Genomic DNA, 18,848 nt, shown 5'->3' on the forward strand with positions numbered 1-18,848 from the left:
CGGCGCATCGCCGCTAACGCGTAACTGAGGTCATCCCATCATGCATTCACGATTCCTAACTGCTTTTTCTGCCCTGCCCGCTGCGCTGCAAGCTGCGATTCAGCCGCTGCTGGATGCGCCGGATTTCCATGGCGTATTGCGTCCGCAGGATGTCGCGCAACTGAAACAGCTTACCGGTCTGGATGATGATGCGCTGGCGCTGGAACTGCTACCGCTGGCGGCTAGCTGCGCCGTGGCAACCGTGTCTCATTTTAATGTCGGCGCGATTTCCCGCGGCGTCAGCGGCCATTGGTACTTCGGCGCCAACATGGAGTTCCTGCATACCCCGCTGCAGCAGACGGTGCACGCCGAGCAAAGTGCCATTACGCATGCCTGGCTGCGCGGTGAAGAGAAGCTGGCAGCGATTACCGTCAACTACACGCCGTGCGGGCATTGCCGTCAGTTTATGAACGAGCTGAACAGCGGCACGGCGATTCGCATCAGCCTGCCGGGACGCGCGGTTAGCACGCTGGGCGACTATTTGCCGGATGCGTTTGGTCCAGCCGATCTAAACATCACTGAACGTCTGCTGACGCCGGTCGATCATGGTTTTGCGGTTCAAGGTGATGAATTGCAACAGGCCGCCATTGCCGCCGCCAATCACAGTCACGCGCCTTACAGTCAGAGCTACAGCGGCGTGGCGCTGCGCAGCCAGAGCGGCAAGGTCTTTACCGGTCGCTATGCGGAAAACGCCGCCTTCAACCCCAGCTTGCCGCCGCTGCAGGCTGCACTGATTTTGATGAACATGAGCAACGAAGCGCTGGAGACAATTCAGCAAGCGGTTTTGGCGGAATGTCAGGACAGCACGCTGAGTCAGCTTGACGCGACCCGCGCGACGCTGAAGGCGTTAGGATGTGAGGATTTCTCACTTACTTTAGTTTCGAAAACATCAGTTTAGTGATCCTTTTACCGCTTTTGTGACCTCCTGTTAACAAAAGCTGTACATCTGCAGGAATTTTCATAGGATCGGGCGCCAGAACCTCTTCACTTCAAGATGGACTGGCGTTACCTTTTCCCGGCGATACGTCAGAAAACACTGCAACCGGAGCAAGCACTGCATGGAACTCGACTACGAAAGTAAACGCCCGCTGTATATTCCTTATGCGGGTCCGATCCTGCTGGAATTTCCGCTGTTGAATAAAGGCAGCGCCTTCACCCTCGAAGAACGTAACGAATTTAACCTCAACGGCCTGCTACCCGAAGCGGTAGAAACCATCGAAGAGCAGGCGGAACGTGCCTGGCGCCAGTTCCTGGATTTTAAAAACAACAACGACAAGCATGTCTATCTGCGCAATATCCAGGACACCAACGAAACCCTGTTCTACCGCCTGCTCGACAATCATCTGGAAGAGATGATGCCGATCATCTACACCCCAACGGTCGGCGCCGCCTGTGAACACTTCTCTGAAATCTACCGTCGCGCGCGTGGCGTGTTCATCTCTTATAACAATCGCGACCGCATTGAAGACATGCTGCAGAACGCCACCAAGCAGAATGTAAAAGTGATCGTGGTGACTGATGGCGAACGTATTCTCGGCCTCGGCGATTTGGGTATCGGCGGCATGGGCATCCCAATCGGTAAGCTGTCGCTGTATACCGCGTGTGGCGGCATCAGCCCGGCTTACACCTTGCCGGTGGTGCTGGATGTTGGTACCAACAACCAGCAGCTGCTGAACGATCCGCTCTATATGGGCTGGCGTCATCCGCGTATCACTGGCGAAGAGTACGAAGAGTTCGTCAATGAATTCATTCAGGCGGTGAATCGTCGCTGGCCGAACGTGCTGTTGCAGTTCGAAGACTTCGCGCAGAAAAACGCCATGCCGCTGCTGGAGCGCTATCGCGATGAGATCTGCTGCTTCAACGACGATATTCAGGGCACCGCCGCAGTGACCGTCGGCACCCTGATCGCCGCCAGCCGCGCTGCGGGCAGCCGCCTGTGTGAGCAGAAAGTGGTGTTCCTCGGTGCCGGTTCTGCCGGTTGCGGTATCGCCGAGCAGATCATCGCGCAGATGAAGTCGGAAGGATTGAGCGATGATGAAGCGCGTGGCCGCGTGATGATGGTTGATCGCTTCGGTTTGCTCACCGACAAGCTGCCGAACCTGCTCAATTTCCAGAGCAAGCTGGTGCAGAAGAGTGACAGCCTGAAAGATTGGGACACCAGCAGCGACTCAATTTCTCTGCTCGACGTGGTACGCAACGCCAAGCCGGATATTTTGATCGGCGTGTCTGGCCAACCAGGCCTGTTCACTGAAGAGATCATTCGCGAGATGCACAAGCACACTAAGCGTCCGATTGTTATGCCGCTGTCGAACCCGACTTCACGCGTTGAAGCGACGCCAGCCGACATCATCGCCTGGACTGACGGCGCCGCGCTGGTTGCCACCGGCAGCCCGTTCTCGCCAGTCACCTGGAAAGGGAAAACCTATCCCATCGCCCAGTGCAATAACTCCTATATCTTCCCTGGCATCGGTTTGGGTGTTATCGCCGCGGGGGCCAGTCGCGTGACGGATTCGATGCTGATGACCGCCAGCCGTGCATTGGCCGACTGCTCGCCGCTGGTTAACGATGGCGAAGGTCCGGTTCTGCCGGAGATCAAAGACATTCAGGGCGTTTCCAAGCTGATTGCCATCGAGGTGGGTAAAGCCGCGCAGCTGGCGGGCGTGGCGGTGGTGACCTCGGAAGATGTGTTGTCGAAAGCCGTCAGCAACAATTTCTGGCTGCCGCAGTATCGTAATTATCGCCGTACTTCGATCTGATAAATTTGTTGCCGGATCATTTAGATCCGGCAACGTTTAAAAAAACGTCAGCCAACGGGCGTTTACTTGCTTCCCCCGCCCGCCTCAAGTAGCCTTTATCCATTCTGAATTCTGCCAACCGAGTGCCCGCGCGCATGATTAAACGCGTTTTCTTTGGTCTGTTTTTCATCATCTTACTGATGGTGGCGACCGCGCTCGGCCTGGATCGCTGGATCAGCTGGAAAACCGCGCCCTTTATATACGAAGATGTCACCTCGTTGCCACATCGTCAGGTCGGCGTGGTCTTGGGCACGGCGAAGTACTACCGCACGGGCGTGATCAATCAGTATTACCTCTATCGCATTCAGGGCGCGTTGAACGCCTATAACAGCGGCAAGGTCAATTACCTGCTGCTGAGCGGTGATAATGCGCAGCAAAGCTATAACGAACCGATGACCATGCGCCGCGATTTGATCAAAGCGGGCGTCGCGCCGTCGGACATCGTGCTGGATTACGCTGGCTTCCGCACGCTGGATTCGATTGTGCGCACGCGCAAAGTGTTTGATACCAACGATTTCATCATCATTACTCAGCGCTTCCACTGCGAGCGAGCGCTGTATATCGCGCAGCATTTGGGCATTCAGGCGCAGTGCTATGCGGTGCCGTCGCCGAAGAACATGTTGTCGGTGCGTTTCCGCGAAGTGGGTGCGCGTTTGGGTGCGCTGGCGGATTTGTATTTGATGAAGCGCGAGCCGCGCTTCCTCGGCCCGTTAGTGCCGATTCCTGCGGTGCATGAAGTGCCGGAGGATGCGCAGAGTTATCCGGCGGTGACGCCGGAGCAGCTTTTGGAGTTGGAAGAGAAACTGCAGAAGTGATGTTTGTCCCTCACCCTGGCCCTCTCCCGCGAGCGGGAGAGGGAACCGTGTAGTGCAGGTTTAAGCCAGAATTCGGTCTGCTCCCTCTCCCGCCTGCGGGAGAGGGTTGGGGTGAGGGGAAACCCACTATTTCTTACGTGCGTACTTCAATGAATCCAGCGCCACGGCGAAGATGATGATGCCGCCCTTGATGATGTACTGCCAGTAAGGGTTAACGCCGATGTAGGTCAAACCGTAGTTGATCACGGTGAAGATGATGACACCGGTCACCACGCCCGCCACCGAACCCACGCCCCCGGCAAACGACACGCCGCCGACCACACACGCCGCAATCGCATCCAGCTCATACATAAAGCCGAGGTTATTGGTGGCGCTGCCGATACGGCCTGCTTCCAGCATCCCGCCGAACGCGTAGAACACGCCAGACAAGGCATACACCAGAATCAGGTTGAACGGCACGTTCACGCCAGACACTTTCGCCGCTTCCGGGTTACCACCGATAGCGAAGATATTGCGACCAAAGCGAGTTTTATTCCACAGCACCCAAACAAAGACGATGGCAATCACAGCGTAGAAGGTGATAAATGACAGCTTAAAATCACCGAAACGCAGGAAGCCTTGGGCAAATTTGGAGAAGCCAGGATCGAAACCGGCAATTGGCGATGCACCCACAAAGTCGTAATAGAGTGAGTTGATACCGTAAACGATAATCATGGTGCCCAACGTGGTGATAAATGGCGTTACCTTGAGGTAAGCGATGATCACCCCGTTCACCAGACCAATCACACCGCCGATGATGCACACGATCAGGATAACCACCGGAATTGGCACGGTATCCAGATGCGGGAACACCTTATTCGCGTTATCCATTGCCTGCAGCAGCGTGGCTGCCACCACCGCCGCTAAGCCAACCTGGCGACCCGCTGAAAGGTCCGTACCCTGGGTGACAATCAAACCGGCCACGCCGAGTGCGATAATAATACGCACCGAAGATTGGGTCAGAATGTTACTCAGGTTCATTAAACTTAAGAACGTTGGATCCTGGAAAATAATAATTGCCAGCAGTACAAACAGGACAACGTAAATGCCGCCCTCTTTTAACCAGGTTAGCGCATTCTTTTTAGTAGTCGCTTTCATGTTAAAGCCCTTGCTTCATTAAAGGTGTAATGACGCTAAACGCAGGATTTCATTCTGCGAGGTCGTTTTGGTATCAACAATGCCTGCTACCTGGCCATTACTCATCACTAAAATACGATCGGTAATACCCAACAGCTCTGGCATTTCAGAAGAGATAATAATGATGCCCTTCTCTTTCTTCGCCAACTCGGCAATAAGTTGGTAGATTTCGAATTTCGCGCCCACATCAATCCCGCGCGTCGGTTCATCAAGCATCAATATTTCCGGCTGCGTTAATAACCAGCGACCAATAATCACTTTCTGTTGGTTACCACCGGAAAGCGAACCAATTTGCGTATGATGACCCGGCGTTTTCACGCGCATCGAATCAATGACCCATTGGGTATCGCTTTTCATGCGTTTATTATCGAGCAGCCCCATGCTGGATTTATACTTTTTAATATTGGAGATAAGCGAGTTAAAGCCTATATCCAGATACGCATAAATACCGGTGGAGCGACGCTCTTCCGTCACCAGCGCAAAGCCGTGGTTAATGGCTTCGTTGGCGCTGTGGTTATTAATACTCTTGCCGTGCAGCTTAATCGTACCGCCTGACTTCTCGCGAATGCCAAACAGGGTTTCGACGATGTCGGTACGCTTGGCGCCCACCAAACCGGCAATACCAAGAATTTCACCTTTACGCAGATCGAACGAGATATCACGAATCGACGGCTGACGCAGTGAGGTTAAATGACGCACCTCAAGAATGGTTTCCCCCGGCACGTTGGTTTTATCCGGGAAGCGCTGGTTCAATGAACGGCCAACCATCATCGAGATGATTTTGTCCATGTCCAGACCTTCCAGCGGCTGGGTGGCGATCCACTGTCCGTCACGCAAAATGGTGATCTCATCACACAGCTGGAATATCTCTTCCATCTTGTGCGAGATATACACAATGCCGCAGCCACGATCTTTCAGCTTACGAATAATCGTGAACAAGTGGTTCACTTCTTTTTCGGTCAGCGATGATGTCGGCTCATCCATAATGACGATTTTGGCGTCATAGGAGAAGGCTTTGGCGATTTCGATCATCTGCATCTGCGACACCGATAAGGTGGCAACTTTATCGCGCGGATCGATATCAATATCTAATTCATCAAAGATCGCTTTAGTATCGCGATACATTTTATCCTGATCGACAAACACGCCCTTACGTGGATAACGGCCAAGCCACATGTTATCCATGACGTTGCGTTGCAGAACCAGGTTTAATTCCTGATGCACCATGGAAACGCCATTTTCCAGCGCTTCTTTGGAGCTCTTATAATCAATTTCCTCACCCTGAAACAGGATGCTCCCCGTATCCTTTTTATAAATCCCAAACAGACATTTTAATAATGTAGATTTCCCGGCGCCGTTTTCGCCCATTAATGCATGAACAGAGTGCGGCCGCACTTTTAAATTCACATTATCTAAGGCTTTAACCCCTGGAAATGATTTCGAGACATTCGTCATCTCCAGCAGATATTCACGCTGTGTGGTCGGATTCTCACTGGCCATAATTTACCTGGCTAAATAAAGCGTTGGTCAGATGCAATAAGGCGCGGCGAAATGCCGCGCCCAGGATGAATTACTTCACAAACTGCGACAGATTTTCTTTATCTACTGGTACGTAAGGAACACGTACGATTTTGTTGTCCATCTTGAAGTTAGTGCCTGCAGTTGGCTCTTTGCCATTGGCCAGATTGTTAGCAATATCCAGCGTCGCTTTCGCCTGGTTTTCCGCATCGTTCAACACGGTGCCGGCCAGCGCGCCTGATTTCACCAGCGCCAGCGCTTCTGGCAGTGCATCGACACCAAACACCGGAATGCTGGTTTTGTTGTGCGCTTTCAGCGCTTCAACCGCACCCATCGCCATCGCATCGTTATTAGCGATGATCACTTCAATTTTGTTGGCGTTCGGGCCAGAGAGCCAGGCGTCAACTTTGTCTTTTGCCTGTGCGGTATCCCACATCGCGGTATCCATCGCCAGCTGCTGCGTTTTCAGGCCGTCTTTGTTCAGGGTATCGATCACGTATTTGGTACGCGCTTCGGCATCCGGATGGCCCGGCTCGCCTTTCAGCAGCACGAACTGGATGGTACCGTCTTTGTTCAGATCCCAGGCTGGCGTGGCTTTCCAGTGCTTCTCAATCAGCTGACCCTGGATGATGCCTGACTCTTTAGAGTCGGTACCGACGTAATACGCTTTCGGGTAGCTGGCCAGCACTTTGGCGTTAGGTTCTTTGTTGAAGAACACCACCGGCACATCGTTGCCACGCGCTTTATCAATCACCACTGCCGCAGCAGCCGGATCCACCAGGTTGATGGCCAGCGCTTTCACGCCTTTCGCCATCAGCACGTCAATCTGGTCGTTCTGTTTAGACTGGTCGTTCTGGGAGTCATTCATCAACAGCTGAATGCCGCCCAATGATTTTGCTTCTTTCTCAATGTCCTTACGCACCATCGACATGAAGTTGTCGTCGTATTTGTAGATGGTCACGCCAATGCGGGTATCGGCGGCGTGCGCAGTTGCACCAAACATCATGCTGGCAACCAGTGCTGTGAGCGTGAAAACCTTCTTATTCATGGTATCTCCGGTTTTTATGTAGGGCATTTCATTGCGCTATTTGCCTGCGGGCAAACAGCGCCGTCGGTTGTAAACCTGATAATGGGCGGACGCGTAACGCAAAGCCGGGCCACCATCGCAATCCTGACTTCCCTGTAGGTAAACGCTTCCTGAAGAGTGTTGTGAACTATTTCAATCGGCTACTGAAACCGGCTGGGAAGAGGATTTCCCAGCGTTACATGATGTTTCAGTCCGGTAAGACGCTGCCATCATAGTGAGCGGCATGTTAATTAACTGTGAATGCAATCACAGATTGGAAACGGTTACACTGCGCTATCGCCTGAATTAGTGACCGACTCCACAATTTGCCGCTGGGCGACAGAATGGCGACGCACCAGCGTTGGCATAAAGCAGTGTATAGCCAGCTGATCCAGCTCGCCTGCGGCACCTTTAAGCGCTAACTCCGTGGCGAGTTTCGCCATAGAAACAATAGGATAACGGACCGTGGTTAACTGCGGATCGGTATAGCGGGAGATGGGAATATCATCAAAGCCAATGACAGAGAAATGCTGCGGAACCTGGATGCCGTTGTCCTTTAAAGCGGTCAATGCACCCGCCGCCATGCCGTCATTGTAGGAAAACACCGCGGTTAAATGTAAGTTACGACCCAGTAACTCCACCATCGCTGCTTCGCCGCCTTGCATATCAGGTTCAGCATGCGCAATCCATGACTCCTGCGGGCGGATTCCCTGTTCTGACAAGGCCTGCAGCCAGCCTTCACGTCGTTGCGTTACATCCTCAATCGGGTGGCTGGAGCTAAGAAAGCCGATGCGTTGATGTCCCTGTTGTAACAACATGCGCGTGGCTACCTGAGCGCCGGTAACGTTATCCAGGCAGACGCAGCGGTGTTCGTAACCGGGAATTGTACGGTTAATCAATACCATACCGGGAACCTGATCCATAAACTGCATCAGTTCGGCGTCTGAAAGCGTTTTCGCGTGCACCACCAATGCGTTACATCGTTGACGTATCAGCACCTCAATTGCGTGACGTTCCTTCTCTTCCTGATGCCAGGAGTTGCTGATTAACACGTGTTTATGCACGCGCTGCGCCACGGTATCCACCGCTTTCACCAGCGCGCCAAAGAAGGGATCGGAAACATCCATCACCACCACGCCGATGGTGTCACTGATTTGCGTAGCCAGCGCCTGCGCGTTGGCGTTCGGGCGATAGCCTAACGCATCAACGGCAGCCAGCACGGCTTCCCGGGTATCGGCGGTGACTGCACTGCTGTTGTTGAGCACACGCGACACGGTGGCTACTGACACACCGGCCTGACGGGCGACATCACGAATCGTTATCATGCAGCTGTTCCACAGAGGCTGAAAATGCGCGACAAGCGCGTAACGGCGCTATTCTGTCAGGGCATGTGAAACGACTACGTGAATCACGTCACAGCAATGAAAACGGTTACATACAATTCTGCAACCTTTGTGATGAATATCATTATCTGAGCGAGGAGGAAGGATCAGCCTTTCCTGCGGCAAGACGTGTCAGTTTGCGCCAGATCCACTCCATTGGGCCTTGCGGGAAGACGCGCAGCCACAGCACGGAAAACAGGATATTAACCAGCCAGATAGCCGGTACAAAGGCCAGCAGCTGCAGGCGATCGAACCTGAGGAACAGATCAAAGCGGTAGAACAGCGTGGTGCAAATCAGCGTCTGTAACAGGTAATTGCTCAAGGCCATGCGGCCAACGCATTGAATGGCGTAGCTGACGCGCGTTGACGCAATTTGCGGCCAGAATCCCAGGCAAAGTGCGGCATAACCGAGGCTGATGAACGGACTGGCGAGATCGCGCGGCACCTGCAGGAAAAAGCCGGTCCAGCGGAATTCCCAGCCAATCATCCACTGCGCGGCGATGCCGGGAATGGCGATCAGCCAGCCGATAGTCAGCAGCAGCGCCGCCGAACGGCGATAGTGCTGCACGCTAAATTGCCCGCTGAGCCAGCCGCTGCGCATCAATGCCGCACCAATCAGCATCAAACCCGCCAGTTGCCAGCCATATTGTGACGCCAGTGCCATCAGGCCTGATGACAGATGATCCAGCCGGTTCTGCACCGCTTCCCAACCGCCGAGCAGTTTCCAGTAGCTTTCATACTGCAGGTCCGCCGCACCCGGCAGCCAGGATCGCGTGGGATTGGGGCTGGAGACCGCGCCGAAAATCAGCAGCACGCCGCAGCCGACCAGATAGAGTAATGCGCCGGTTTGTAACAACGCGCGGTCGGAAGGCACATCACGCAGCATGCGCCAGATAATCAGCCCAATCAGGCCATAATCCAGCAGGATGTCGCCTTCCCAGAAAAAGATGCCGTGGATAAATCCGAGCAGCACTAGCAGCGTCAGACGCGCCGACATCCAGCGGCTGCCGCGCGGCGCCTGCATATAAAGACCGGCACCAAACAGCAAGGCAAACAGCGTGAGGAATTTCAGCTGCGCCAGGCCATCCATGATCGCCCACGTCCAGGCATCAGACGTAGCAGCCTCGCCGCGCCACGCCGGATTGAGATAGGCGGCCGATGGCAACGCAAAGCCGACAATGTTCAGCAGCAAGATGCCGAGAATGGCGCAACCACGAATGAAATCCAGCGCGAGATAGCGTTGCATCGAGTGCCCTGACGGAGAGAGGAAATCGGGCAACAGGCTGTTGCCCAAACAGATTAGCTGTGACGAACCGCGCGCAAAAACTCCTGACGCGTGTTCTGGCTGGATTTGAACAAGCCACCCAGCGAGGTGGTGGTGGTGGCGCTGGTAGCATCTTTTACGCCACGCGCTTTCACGCAGTAATGCACTGCATCAATCGACACCGCAACGTTATTGGTGCCGAGCAGCGTTTGTAGCGCTACCAGCACTTGCTGCGTCAGGCGCTCTTGCACCTGCGGACGCTGAGCAAAGAACTGCACAATACGGTTGATTTTCGACAGGCCAATCACTTTCTCTTTCGGGATATAGGCCACGGTGGCTTTGCCATCGATAATCACAAAGTGGTGTTCGCAAGTGCTGGTCAGCGTGATATCACGCACCGTTACCATCTCATCCACTTTCATCTTGTTTTCGATGACGGTGATTTTCGGGAAGTTGGCGTAATCCAGACCTGAGAAAATCTCATCCACATACATCTTGGCGATGCGGTGCGGCGTTTCCATCAGGCTGTCATCTTCCAGATCCAGGTTCAGCAGCTGCATGATTTGCGTCATGTGACCGGCAATTTCGCGTTTGCGCGCGGCGTCATCCATTTCACGCACCGGGGCACGTAACGGTGTTTCCAGACCACGCGCCAACAGCGCTTCGTGAACCAGGGCGGCTTCCTGACTTAAGGTGCTCATTTACTCTTCTCCGACAGGTGATGCGCCCGCGGGTTTTCGCCCACGGGGGAAATTCTGAGCGCGTATTGTGAAATACTCCGCGCCCTTAATCCAGTAATCATTCTGATAAGCTTTTCATCACGTACGGCGACGTAAAACCAGCATTCCCGCAAGGATTAAGCTGGCGCCCGCTACCCATAGCGCGGGTTCCAGCTGATGCCATAGCATGCTGGAAATCCACGACAGCAGCGGACCGCCCAATTGCCCGACCGCATAACCGGTGGTGAGCAAACCGGCAAGATAGCGCGCATGCTGCGGTGCCAGCTCGCGCCCATATTGCAGCGTCAGCTGCACCACACACAGGAAGCCGCCGCCGATCAGCGCTGCGCCCAGCATCAGGCCATTCAAGCCGGGCAGCACAATCGCGGCGATAACGCCCAGCGCCTGCGCCCACAACACTATGGCCAGCCGCAGATGGCTGCTGCCCCAGTGACGCGTCAGGATGCCTAACACGATGCCGATCACCGCCGCGCCACCGAACACCGGCCAGACAAACTGGGCAAACGCGCTGTCAGGAAAACGCGCCGCCGCCATTTGCGACAGAAAAGTGGCGGGCAGAATGTAGCCAAAGCCGGCGAGGCTGTAACTCAGCACCAGGCGCTTGAGATTGCCATTCAGCACCAGCGGCGATGCAGCGTGATCGGGGCGATGTAACTGGCCGGTGCGCGGCAGGAATCGCGCAATCGCGGCAATCAACAACAGCGCCAGCAAACCGTAAGCCGCCCACGCAAAGGCCGCGCTGACACCGCTGGCGTGCAGCGCCACCGCCAGCATGCCGCTGATAAAGATGCCGGTGCCGGGTCCGGCAAACACCGCCGCCAGCAAGCCGGGACGTCCGTGATGATGTAGCTGGTCGCTGGCCCATGCCGCCAGCAACACCATCGCCCAGCCGCTGGCCCAGCCAATCAGGAAACGAATCAGGCCATGTAACCACGGACCGCTGACGCAGGCCGAGAGCAGCGTTAAAATCACTGCGCCCCACACGCCCGCCTGTAAACGCCACTCGACGCGGTTGCGCGCACGCATCGCATCAAACGAGCCAAACAGATAGCCGAGATAGTTGAGTGCCGCCACCAGACTGGCGCTGGTGAGCGTCAGTTGATGGTCCTGAATCATCAGCGGAACCTGCGGCGTGAAAGCAAATCGCCCAATCCCCATCGCAACCACTAAACTTAAGAACGCGCTAAGCGCGACACGAAACGCCATACCGACCTCAGAATGTTTTATCACTTGTCACTAGCATGCATGACGTTTAAACTCACGGAAAGTGAATAATACTAACCAAGTTGCTTACGAGAAGAGAATATGGATTTAGTACAGCTCCGCATGTTTTGCTCCGTCGCCGAATCCGGTTCGCTGGCGCGTGCCGCCGAGCAACTCCATCGCGTACCTTCTAATCTCACCACGCGTCTGCGCCAGCTGGAAGATGAAATTGGCGTTGATCTGTTTATTCGTGAGAAGCAACGCATTCGCCTGTCGCCGATGGGCCACAATTTTCTTAACTATGCGCAGCGCATCCTGGCATTGAGCGATGAAGCGCTGAACATGGCGCGCGCCGGTGAGCCGGGCGGTAATTTCGCGCTCGGTTCGATGGAGAGCACCGCCGCGACGCGCCTCCCTGCCCTCCTGGCGGCCTATCACCAGCGTTTTCCCGCCGTGGAACTGTCGCTGATCACCAATACTTCCGGTGAAATCATCGACAAAGTGCGGGAAGGCACGCTGGCCGCCGCGCTGGTGGATGGTCCGGTGGCGCACGACGATCTCAATGGCTGCATTGCCTTTAATGAGCAGATGGTGCTGATCACCAGCCCGGAACATGCGCCGATTGCCAGCGCGCGCGATGTGCAAGGCGACACGCTGTTTGCTTTTCGCAACAGCTGTTCCTACCGCACCAAGCTGGAAGCCTGGTATCGCGAAAGCCAGACCGCGCCGAGCAGCGTGATGGAGATACAGTCTTACCACGCGATGGTGGCGTGTGTGGCCGGCGGCGCGGGCGTGGCGATGATTCCCGCCTCGGTGCTGGCGCAAATGCCAGCCCGCGCCCGCGTGCAGGAGCATGCGTTACCGCCTGCTTACCGCGATACCGCCACCTGGCTGATGTGGCGGCGCGATGCGTTTACACCCAATGTGGAAGCGCTGAAATACTTGATTATTGAACTGTTTGACGATCGCCCGGTTAACGACGAGTTGCGGCATCCGCTGCACGTTGCCGAGTGAGTTTCTGTTTTATCGACATCACGACCATCGGGGCCACTTACCCCGCATCTACAGGAAGAGGGATTGCATGAACATGATTAAAACCCGCGCCGCCGTTGCCTGGGCAGCTGGCGAACCGCTGAAAATCGAAGAAGTGGATCTGATGCCACCGCAAAAAGGTGAAGTGCTGGTGCGCATCGTGGCTACTGGCGTGTGCCACACCGATGCTTACACCTTGTCGGGACAAGATCCGGAAGGCGTATTCCCGGCGATCCTCGGCCACGAAGGCGGCGGCGTGGTGGAAGCGGTGGGTGAAGGCGTGACCAGCGTGGCCGTCGGCGACCACGTGATCCCGCTTTATACCCCAGAGTGCGGCAAGTGTAAGTTCTGTCTTTCGGGCAAAACCAACCTGTGTCAGGCGATTCGCGCCACCCAGGGCAAAGGTTTGATGCCAGACGGCACCACCCGCTTCTTCAAAGACGGCAAGCCGATTTTCCACTACATGGGCACCTCAACCTTCTCTGAATACACCGTGGTACCGGAAATCTCGCTGGCGGTGATCAGCAAAGAAGCGCCACTGGAAGAAGTGTGCCTGCTGGGCTGCGGCGTCACCACCGGCATGGGCGCGGTGATGAACACGGCCAAAGTAAAAGAAGGCGACACCGTGGCGATCTTCGGCCTCGGCGGCATTGGTTTGTCGGCGATTATCGGCGCGAAGATGGCGAAAGCCGGTCGCATCATCGGTATCGATCTCAACACCAGTAAATTCGATCTGGCGCGCAAACTGGGTGCCACCGATCTGATCAACCCAAAAGATCACGATAAGCCGATTCAGGATGTGATCGTTGAACTGACCGACGGCGGCGTCGATTTCTCCTTCGAGTGCATCGGTAACGTTAACGTGATGCGTTCGGCGCTGGAGTGCTGCCACAAAGGTTGGGGCGAATCAGTGATTATCGGCGTGGCTGGCGCGGGCCAGGAGATTTCTACCCGTCCATTCCAGCTGGTGACCGGTCGCGTATGGCGTGGTTCCGCTTTTGGTGGCGTCAAAGGCCGTTCACAGTTGCCAGGCATTGTGCAGGATTACCTCGACGGTAAATTCGCTCTGAACGATTTCATCACCCACAACCTGCCGCTGGAAGAGATTAACGACGCCTTTGATCTGATGCATGAAGGGAAATCCATCCGTACGGTGGTGCATTTTACTAAGTAATCAGGAGACGTTATGGCTTCCACTTTGGAGCTGTTAGAAGAGCATCGCATTTTTGGTGGCTGGCAGCAGCGCTGGCGTCATCAGTCGGCCGTACTGAACTGTCCGATGACCTTCAGCATTTTTCTGCCGCCGCCGCAGAGTGACGCACCGCCGCCGGTGGTGTGGTTTCTCGCCGGATTGACCTGCAGCGATGAGAACTTCACCACCAAAGCCGGCGCCCAGCGCGTGGCTGCGCAGCTGGGTTTGGTGCTGATTATGCCAGACACCAGCCCGCGCGGTGACGATGTGGCAAACGACAGCGGTTACGATCTCGGCCAGGGCGCAGGTTTCTACCTCAACGCCACCCAGCAGCCGTGGGCGGCGAACTTCCGCATGTTCGATTACCTCAGCGCGGAGCTGCCGGAGTTGGTGGCGGATAACTTTAAGCTGAGCGATCGTCAGTCGGTGATGGGTCATTCAATGGGCGGTCACGGTGCGCTGGTGTTGGCATTGCGTCTCGGCGGACGTTTTGCGTCTGCTTCTGCCTTCGCGCCAATCGTCAATCCTACCGAAGTGCCGTGGGGCCAGAAGGCCTTTGCCGCATACCTGGGTGAAGATCGTCAGACGTGGCGTGAATGGGATAGTTGCCTGTTGATGCGTGACGTCGAACAGCGCTTGCCGATTCTGATTGATCAAGGGGATAGCGATCAGTTCCTCGCCGATCAGCTGCGTCCAGAGCGACTGGAAGCGGTGGCGCGTGAGCAAGGTTTCCCGCTGGAGCTACGCATTCAGCCAGGTTATGACCATAGCTACTTCTTTATCGCCAGCTTCGTGGAAGATCATCTGCGTTTCCACGCGAAGCATTTGTTGGTGTGATGGTGCTGGCTGGCCTCTGGGTATGTGCTGGCTGTCCCCCTCCTCGGTCCTCCCCCATAAATGGGGGAGGAAGATGCTGCCACATGTCAGCGATGAAGCTGCATGTGGCAGCGTCTCCTTCCCCCGCTAGCGGGGGAAGGCCGGGATGGGGGACAGCGTGCACCTAACTACACCAACGTCTCCGCCAGCCCGTCGATCATCACCTGCGGCATGCCGTGTGAGCAGTGCTCGATACGGCCGCGCACGCCATACACCTGCGCCAGCGTCTCAGGCGTAATCACCTGCGACGGCTCGCCGTCCGCCAGCAGATTGCCATCCTTCAGCATCAGCGCGTGATCCGCATGACGCAGCGCGATGTTGATATCGTGCACCACCACCACCGTCACAATATTGCGCAACCGGGTTTCACGACGCACCAGATCCATCACGTGGAACTGGTAGTTAAGATCCAGCGCGCTGAGCGGTTCATCCAGCAGCAACAGTTCCGGACGGCGAATCAGCGATTGCGCCAGACCCACCAACTGTTTCTGCCCGCCCGATAGCTGATCGAGATAGCGCATGGCTAAATGCGCGATGCCGAGCTGCTCGAGTAGATGCATGATCTCCGCTTCGCTCGAGGCGCTGTGCAAGCCACCCGACGCACGCTGCGCCACGATAATCGACTCCAGCACGTGCAGATGCACGCCCGCCGGCAAACTTTGCGGCAGATAAACCACACGCTGCGCCCGGCGCGCAAACGGCTGGCTCATCAGCTCTTCACCGTTCAGCCACAGCTCGCCCTGCCCTTTGCCCAAACCAGCCAGCGCGCGCAACAGCGTCGATTTGCCGCAGCCGTTGGGGCCAAGCAACACGGTGATTTTGCCCTGCGGCAGCTCCGGCACGTTGAGATCGTCAATCACCTTGCGCTTCGGATAACCGGCGGAGAAATGCTTGAGACGTAATCCCTGCTCCATTACACCGTCCCCCGATGACGCAGAATAATGCTGAGGAAGAACGGCACGCCGACCAGCGACGTCACAATTCCCACCGGAATGATCACGCCGGGAATCAGGTTTTTCGACGCCACCGAAGCCAGCGACAGCACCAGCGCACCGACCAGCGCGCTGGCTGGCAGGTAATAGCGGTGATCTTCACCAAACATCATGCGCGCAATGTGCGGCGCGACCAGACCGATGAAACCAATTGGGCCGACAAACGCCACCGCCAGCGCAGAGAGAATACTGATGCGCAGCAGCGTTGCCAGGCGCAGACGGCGCACGTCGATACCAAAACTCACCGCGCGATCTTCACCGAGGCGCAGCGCGGTCAGCTTCCAGCTGCTGAGCATCGAGAACGGAATCAGGATGGCAAAGGCGGCGGTTAATACGCCGAGCTTTTCCCACGAGGCGCGCGCGAGGCTGCCCATGGTCCAGAACACCAGGCCCTGCAAAGTATCTTCGCTGGCGATGAACTGCATCATTGAGACTAATGCGTTGAAGGTGAACACCAGCGCGATACCAAACAGCACCACGCCAGAGGTCGAAACTTTGGTCCAGCGCGTCACGCCATCCAGCATCAAGGCGGCAAATAGCGCAAACACAAACGCGTTGGCGGAGATAAACCACTGATCCGGCACGCCAGGAATGCCGATACCAAGAACGATGGCCAGCGCCGCACCAAAGGCCGCCGCCGACGAAACGCCGAGCGTAAACGGGCTGGCAAGCGGGTTATTCAGGATGGTTTGCATCTCTGCACCGGCGAGGCCGAGCGAGAAGCCCACCACCACCGCCATCAAGGCGTACGGTAAACGAATATCCCAGACAATCACGCGGGTGCCCGCATCGACCGCATCGGGATGCGTCAGCGTTTGCCATAAGGTGTCGAGGGAGAGCCCTGCCGGGCCGAGGGTGAAATCAAGAATCACTGACGCTAATATCGCCAGCGCCAGCACGCCAATTAACATCAGTCGCTGGCGCAGTACCTGACGATAACGCGTCATGGTGTCGGTTTCGAGGCCGTTTTCCGCCAGCAGCGTGGCGTCGGTGGTGCGCATTATTCTACCCGTTTCTTGTCGAAATCATAACGGCAGCCACAATAGTGCAGGTGATAATAATTATCAATTCAATCTGAGTAACAAAATCCAAAACAATGCGCAATAAATTGCGCCGCTACTACACGTGCACCTTATTCGTAGCGGCGCGATTTATCGCGCAAGGGTATGACTACTCTTTAAACGTCGGGAATTCCATCTCGCTGTATTTCACGAAGCGCGAACCGCGTGTCAGCTTGTAGCCCAACCAAATAATCAGGAACAGCGGCAGACCAATATAGGTTGCGGCCACGCCATACCAATCAATGCGGTCAGCAAGGAACGCCTGATAGTTCTGACCCAGTGTGATGATCAAACACAGAATAAAGGCGAAAATCGGTCCCAGCGGGAAGAAGCCCGAACGGTACGGCAAATCGGCCAGGTTGTGACCCTGAGCGATATAACCGCGACGGAAACGGTAATGGCTAATGGCGATACCCAACCAGGCAATAAAACCGGTCATGCCTGAGGTGTTCAGTAGCCACAGGTAAACTTCCTGGTTACCAAATTTCGAGCTCAGGAAGCACAATCCCGCCACCACGGTGGTAGCAATCAGCGCGTTACGCGGCACGCCACCTTTCGACAGCTTGCCGAAAATGCGTGGCGCTTTACCTTCGCGTGCCAGGTTGAACAGCATACGCGTTGAGGCGTACATGCCGGAGTTACCCGCCGACAGTACCGCCGTCAGAATCACTGCGTTCATTACCGCTGCCGCCGAAAGCAGACCGGCATTCTGGAACACCAGCGTGAACGGGCTGATGGCGATATCGGTGACATCGTTATGCAGCAGCTTCGGATCGGTGTACGGCAGAATCAGGCTAATGATCAGAATAGCGAAGATATAGAACAGCAGAATTCGCCAGAATACCTGACGCACCGCGCGCGGAATGTTCTTCGCCGGATCCTCAGATTCACCGGCCGCGATACCGATCAGCTCGGTGCCCTGGAAGGAGAAGCCAACGATCATCGCCACGCCTATCATCGCAGCAAAACCACCGGCGAACGGCGCTTCGCCCACGGTCCAGTTATGCCAGCCGGCGTTTTCTGCGCCGCGCATGATGCCGGTGATCATCAACACGCCAACCACAATAAAGATGATGACGGTGGTCACTTTGATCAGCGAGAACCAATATTCCGCTTCGCCGAAGCCTTTGACTGAGATGTAGTTGAGCAGGAACATCAGGCCAAGGAACAGTGCGCTCCAGATCCAGCCGGGCGTGTCCGGGAACCAGTAGTTCATGACGAGCTGCGAGGCGACGAGGTCAACGGCGATGGTCACCGCCCAGTTGTACCAATAGTTCCAGCCCAGCGCGAAGCCGAAGCCTTCTTCAACATATTTTGAACCGTAGGTGGAGAAGGAGCCAGAAACCGGCATAAAGGCCGCGAGTTCGCCGAGGCTGGTCATCAGGAAGTAAACCATCAGGCCGATGAGCGCATAGGAGAGCAGCGCGCCGCCGGGTCCGGCCTGAGAAATGGTGGCACCCGAGGCGACAAACAGGCCGGTACCGATGGAACCACCAATGGCGATCATGGTGAGATGACGCGCTTTTAATTCACGGCGCAATCCAGGTTGTTGTGTTGTTTTTGAGTCATTATGCATGTGTAAACGCTATGCTGGATAAAAATGAGGCGAGATTGTAGCAGCTAGCCCCAAGCTGTATAGCATTCACGTCGGGTTATTAGTTACCTTCATGATCGGCCGGGAATTATTAGCCGCAGCG

Annotated in this window: 16 protein-coding genes; 6 read left to right on the forward strand and 10 right to left on the reverse strand. The window is 55.8% G+C overall.

The features are described 5' to 3' along the window. The first annotated feature begins 40 nt into the window (after positions 1-40). The 3 genes from cdd (at position 41) to sanA (ending at position 3,649) form a co-directional block, all read left to right on the forward strand. Positions 41-937: a cytidine deaminase gene (cdd, locus tag K5Y33_RS08560; protein WP_222233709.1), complete on the forward strand. Its 897-nt coding sequence runs from the start codon at positions 41-43 to the stop codon at positions 935-937. A 160-nt stretch (positions 938-1,097) separates the two neighbouring features. Next, complete coding sequence (locus K5Y33_RS08565; protein WP_101763321.1) at positions 1,098-2,795, forward strand: NAD-dependent malic enzyme; 1,698 nt, start codon at positions 1,098-1,100, stop codon at positions 2,793-2,795. A 134-nt stretch (positions 2,796-2,929) separates the two neighbouring features. Continuing rightward, positions 2,930-3,649 (forward strand): outer membrane permeability protein SanA, encoded by a 720-nt coding sequence (gene sanA, locus K5Y33_RS08570; RefSeq protein ID WP_008104952.1) that lies wholly within the window; start codon positions 2,930-2,932, stop codon positions 3,647-3,649. A 126-nt stretch (positions 3,650-3,775) separates the two neighbouring features. Here the strand turns inward: sanA and mglC are convergent, their stop codons facing one another. The 7 genes from mglC to K5Y33_RS08605 all read right to left on the reverse strand — a co-directional run bounded on the left by mglC (position 3,776) and on the right by K5Y33_RS08605 (position 12,001). Continuing rightward, on the reverse strand, positions 3,776-4,786 hold the full coding sequence (mglC, locus tag K5Y33_RS08575; RefSeq protein ID WP_222233710.1) for a galactose/methyl galactoside ABC transporter permease MglC: 1,011 nt from the start codon (positions 4,784-4,786) through the stop codon (positions 3,776-3,778). An 18-nt stretch (positions 4,787-4,804) separates the two neighbouring features. After that, a complete protein-coding gene (mglA, locus tag K5Y33_RS08580) occupies positions 4,805-6,325 on the reverse strand; it encodes a galactose/methyl galactoside ABC transporter ATP-binding protein MglA (protein ID WP_110866613.1) in 1,521 nt (506 codons plus the stop codon). 70 nt (positions 6,326-6,395) lie between these two features. Beyond that, positions 6,396-7,391 carry a galactose/glucose ABC transporter substrate-binding protein MglB gene (gene mglB, locus K5Y33_RS08585; RefSeq protein ID WP_101763715.1) on the reverse strand — a complete coding sequence of 332 codons (996 nt, stop codon included), beginning with the start codon at positions 7,389-7,391 and terminating at the stop codon, positions 6,396-6,398. A 302-nt stretch (positions 7,392-7,693) separates the two neighbouring features. Then, positions 7,694-8,734 carry an HTH-type transcriptional regulator GalS gene (gene galS / locus K5Y33_RS08590; RefSeq protein WP_222233711.1) on the reverse strand — a complete coding sequence of 347 codons (1,041 nt, stop codon included), beginning with the start codon at positions 8,732-8,734 and terminating at the stop codon, positions 7,694-7,696. A 142-nt stretch (positions 8,735-8,876) separates the two neighbouring features. Beyond that, entirely contained in the window at positions 8,877-10,037 is a 1,161-nt protein-coding gene (gene yeiB, locus K5Y33_RS08595) for a DUF418 domain-containing protein YeiB (RefSeq protein WP_101763713.1), read from the reverse strand. Positions 10,038-10,090: 53 nt separating this feature from the next. Beyond that, entirely contained in the window at positions 10,091-10,756 is a 666-nt protein-coding gene (folE, locus tag K5Y33_RS08600) for a GTP cyclohydrolase I FolE (protein WP_049852430.1), read from the reverse strand. 117 nt (positions 10,757-10,873) lie between these two features. Further along, on the reverse strand, positions 10,874-12,001 hold the full coding sequence (locus tag K5Y33_RS08605) for a YbfB/YjiJ family MFS transporter (protein ID WP_192411503.1): 1,128 nt from the start codon (positions 11,999-12,001) through the stop codon (positions 10,874-10,876). A gap of 99 nt (positions 12,002-12,100) precedes the next feature. Between K5Y33_RS08605 and K5Y33_RS08610 the strand changes: the two genes are divergently transcribed. From K5Y33_RS08610 to fghA, 3 genes are all read left to right on the forward strand, one after another. Further along, positions 12,101-13,012, forward strand: coding sequence for a LysR family transcriptional regulator (locus tag K5Y33_RS08610; RefSeq protein ID WP_101763711.1), 912 nt, complete (start codon positions 12,101-12,103; stop codon positions 13,010-13,012). 67 nt (positions 13,013-13,079) lie between these two features. Further along, entirely contained in the window at positions 13,080-14,204 is a 1,125-nt protein-coding gene (locus tag K5Y33_RS08615) for an S-(hydroxymethyl)glutathione dehydrogenase/class III alcohol dehydrogenase (RefSeq protein ID WP_064739274.1), read from the forward strand. 12 nt (positions 14,205-14,216) lie between these two features. Next, positions 14,217-15,059 carry an S-formylglutathione hydrolase gene (fghA, locus tag K5Y33_RS08620; protein ID WP_222233712.1) on the forward strand — a complete coding sequence of 281 codons (843 nt, stop codon included), beginning with the start codon at positions 14,217-14,219 and terminating at the stop codon, positions 15,057-15,059. A 167-nt stretch (positions 15,060-15,226) separates the two neighbouring features. Here the strand turns inward: fghA and K5Y33_RS08625 are convergent, their stop codons facing one another. From K5Y33_RS08625 to K5Y33_RS08635, 3 genes are all read right to left on the reverse strand, one after another. Further along, positions 15,227-16,012 (reverse strand): ABC transporter ATP-binding protein, encoded by a 786-nt coding sequence (locus K5Y33_RS08625; protein ID WP_222233713.1) that lies wholly within the window; start codon positions 16,010-16,012, stop codon positions 15,227-15,229. Then, a complete protein-coding gene (locus K5Y33_RS08630; RefSeq protein WP_370634110.1) occupies positions 16,012-17,094 on the reverse strand; it encodes a FecCD family ABC transporter permease in 1,083 nt (360 codons plus the stop codon). The genes K5Y33_RS08625 and K5Y33_RS08630 overlap by 1 nt, the downstream gene beginning before the upstream one ends. 166 nt (positions 17,095-17,260) lie before the next feature. Next, entirely contained in the window at positions 17,261-18,727 is a 1,467-nt protein-coding gene (locus K5Y33_RS08635; RefSeq protein WP_101763707.1) for an amino acid permease, read from the reverse strand. Positions 18,728-18,848 lie beyond the last annotated feature (121 nt).

Origin of the sequence: Pantoea sp. DY-17 (genome assembly GCF_019795975.1) — a bacterium.
Taxonomy (GTDB): Bacteria; Pseudomonadota; Gammaproteobacteria; order Enterobacterales; family Enterobacteriaceae; genus Pantoea; species Pantoea leporis.

Excerpts from the sequence above, each read along its gene's own strand:
- cdd (WP_222233709.1), top strand. The coding sequence starts at position 41 with ATGCATTCACGATTCCTAACTGCTTTTTCTGCCCTGCCCGCTGCGCTG.
- K5Y33_RS08565 (WP_101763321.1), top strand. The coding sequence starts at position 1,098 with ATGGAACTCGACTACGAAAGTAAACGCCCGCTGTATATTCCTTATGCG.
- sanA (WP_008104952.1), top strand. The coding sequence starts at position 2,930 with ATGATTAAACGCGTTTTCTTTGGTCTGTTTTTCATCATCTTACTGATG.
- mglC (WP_222233710.1), bottom strand. The coding sequence starts at position 4,786 with ATGAAAGCGACTACTAAAAAGAATGCGCTAACCTGGTTAAAAGAGGGC.
- mglA (WP_110866613.1), bottom strand. The coding sequence starts at position 6,325 with ATGGCCAGTGAGAATCCGACCACACAGCGTGAATATCTGCTGGAGATG.
- mglB (WP_101763715.1), bottom strand. The coding sequence starts at position 7,391 with ATGAATAAGAAGGTTTTCACGCTCACAGCACTGGTTGCCAGCATGATG.
- galS (WP_222233711.1), bottom strand. The coding sequence starts at position 8,734 with ATGATAACGATTCGTGATGTCGCCCGTCAGGCCGGTGTGTCAGTAGCC.
- yeiB (WP_101763713.1), bottom strand. The coding sequence starts at position 10,037 with ATGCAACGCTATCTCGCGCTGGATTTCATTCGTGGTTGCGCCATTCTC.
- folE (WP_049852430.1), bottom strand. The coding sequence starts at position 10,756 with ATGAGCACCTTAAGTCAGGAAGCCGCCCTGGTTCACGAAGCGCTGTTG.
- K5Y33_RS08605 (WP_192411503.1), bottom strand. The coding sequence starts at position 12,001 with ATGGCGTTTCGTGTCGCGCTTAGCGCGTTCTTAAGTTTAGTGGTTGCG.
- K5Y33_RS08610 (WP_101763711.1), top strand. The coding sequence starts at position 12,101 with ATGGATTTAGTACAGCTCCGCATGTTTTGCTCCGTCGCCGAATCCGGT.
- K5Y33_RS08615 (WP_064739274.1), top strand. The coding sequence starts at position 13,080 with ATGAACATGATTAAAACCCGCGCCGCCGTTGCCTGGGCAGCTGGCGAA.
- fghA (WP_222233712.1), top strand. The coding sequence starts at position 14,217 with ATGGCTTCCACTTTGGAGCTGTTAGAAGAGCATCGCATTTTTGGTGGC.
- K5Y33_RS08625 (WP_222233713.1), bottom strand. The coding sequence starts at position 16,012 with ATGGAGCAGGGATTACGTCTCAAGCATTTCTCCGCCGGTTATCCGAAG.
- K5Y33_RS08635 (WP_101763707.1), bottom strand. The coding sequence starts at position 18,727 with ATGCATAATGACTCAAAAACAACACAACAACCTGGATTGCGCCGTGAA.